Below are 2225 nucleotides of genomic sequence, written 5' to 3' on the forward strand. Positions count from 1 at the left end.
CCTCGAGCGACATCGTGTCGATCATGGGAAACAGCACGCCCTCGCCCCGGCGTGCCTTGACGGCGGCATCGAGAAACGGGCGCTCGATGTTGCGAAAATGCACTACCACCAGACGTCCGGCCAGCTCGTCGAGTAGCGTTTCGAGAATGAGGTCGAGATCCGGCGCGTGATCGACCTCGGAGTGGGTGATGTGATGATAGGCGACGGAGCTCTCCTCCAGCGGCCGAGGCGGCTTGACCACCCAGTAGCGCCGCGTGGCGAGGGGGATGCGCGCGAGCGTGAAATGGACGAGCCCGATGCTGACGATAGCGTGGCGCCGCTCGTCGAGTCCGGTGGTCTCCATGTCGAGCGCCACCATGGGCACGTCGGCGATGGGCGTGTCCGGGGCCGGCAGGCGCGCCTGGAAAAAGCGCGCGAGCATGTCATCCTGGGCGTGGTCGGCGCGGCGCGCCAGGTAGCCCGCCCAGTCGGTCTGCGTGATACGCTGGCGGGGACGTATTCCCTTCATCATGCTTTTTTCATCGCTGACAAGACCTCATCGCTGACTGGGAACGGGATAGCGGAACTTGAGAAACTTCTGCGCGTTGCTCAACACCTGGAAGGCGTCCTTGAGCGTGTGGCGCTCGCTGTCCTCGACATTCTCGGGCTCGATGTTGTTGTCCGGCGCGCGCTCCTCCTCGAGGTCGATCATCTGGTGACGAAGCCGCGACATGCACAAGAACTCGAAGGCGTAGCTCAGCTTGTCGCTCACCCCGGAGGCGAGCAGCTGGGTGTCGTTGATGTCCTCGAGGCGACGGAAGCTGTTTTGCGCCTTTGAGCCACAGGCGAGCGCGTGAACGCGAATCAGGTCCACCATCGGTGCGGTGCCGCGGCGCTTCAAGTTGATCGAGTTGTTGTGCTTGCCGTCCTTCTCCATCACGAAGGTGCGAAAGAACCCCAGCGGCGGCGTGCTATTGAGCGCATTGCGGGCCATGGCCGCCAGAAACAGCGGCGACTGCGGCGCGCGGGTGGCGATCAGATCCTGCAGCGTCTCCACGAAATGACTCTCCCCGTAGACGCTGTCCAGGTCGAAGAAGATCGAGCTGTGCAGCAGCTTCTCCGGCGTCGGGTTGGCGATCCACTCCTCGAAATACTCCTTCCACACCTTGAGTGGCTGGCGCCAGCGCGGGTTGGTCGCCATGATGTCGCCCTTGCAGTAGGTGTAGCCGCAGGCATCGAGACCATCGCTGACGTAGGCGGCCAGCGCCTTGAAGTAATCATCGTGGGTGTCCGGGTCGAAGTCGTCGGAAAGAATCAGGGCGTTGTCCTGGTCGGTGACGATGCTCTGCTCGTTGCGCGCCATCGAGCCGTTGACCATGAAGCAGTACGGCACCGGCGGCGGGCCGAGCTCGGCTTCGGCGAGCTCGAGCAATCGCCGGGTGAAGCCGCGCCCGATGGTCGAGAGCGCGCTGCCGAGCATGACCGAATTGGCGCCCTCCTGCACCATGCGCACAAACGCCGCGCGCACGTCGGCAGAGAGCCGCGCGAGCCCGTAGGCACTCGACTGGTTGAAGATGTTGCTGACGAGATACAAACCGCTGTGGGTCTCGTAGCGAATGATGTCGGACAGGTGCACCACGCCCACCGGGCGCTGGCGGTAGAGTACCGGCAGATGATGGACGTTGTTGCGCAGCATGGTGAGCATGGCCTCGTAGATCGAGGCGTCGGACTGGATGGTGATCAGCGCGTGGGAGATCACCTCGCCTACCGGCGTCTGGGGCGACAACCCCTTCGCGACCACGCGGTTACGAAAATCACTGTCGGTGAGGATACCGCACATCTGCCAGCTCTTGCCTTCGCTGTCCTTGAAGCTGTAGCGAGGGTTGTCGCTGCCCTCGTCGATCACCAGTACCGCCGAGGCCTGGGCGTTGCCCACCTGGAGCGCGGCTTCCTGCACGCTCATGGTCGACTCCACCATCACCGGATAGCGCGAGACCAGCTTGCGAATCCGCGTGACCATCATGTCGTTGGACTTCTTCTGCAGCTCGGCGGCACTTTCGAGGCGCGGGCGTTCGAGCTCGACGAAGTCGGCGAAGTCGTCATCCTCCTCGCACAGGCGCTGGAACATCGCGTCGCTGATGAAGTAGATCAGCGTGTCCTCGATGGCCGTCGCGGGAAAGCGCACCCGGTGGTTTCGCAACAGGCTGAAGTGGCCGAAGATGTCGCCCTCGACGAGGCGGTTGTAG

Annotated in this window: 2 protein-coding genes; both read right to left on the reverse strand. The window is 63.4% G+C overall.

Annotated features, from left to right (window positions below):
• Nucleotides 1–508: exonuclease domain-containing protein (locus BIS11_RS15715; protein ID WP_253586506.1), on the reverse strand; the 508-nt coding region annotated here is incomplete at its 3' end.
• A gap of 27 nt (nt 509–535) precedes the next feature.
• The coding region (locus BIS11_RS15720; protein WP_253586507.1) for a DUF294 nucleotidyltransferase-like domain-containing protein at nt 536–2225 on the reverse strand (1690 nt) is incomplete at its 5' end.

This window comes from Halomonas sp. 707D4 (genome assembly GCF_024158685.1).
GTDB lineage: Bacteria > Pseudomonadota > Gammaproteobacteria > Pseudomonadales > Halomonadaceae > Vreelandella.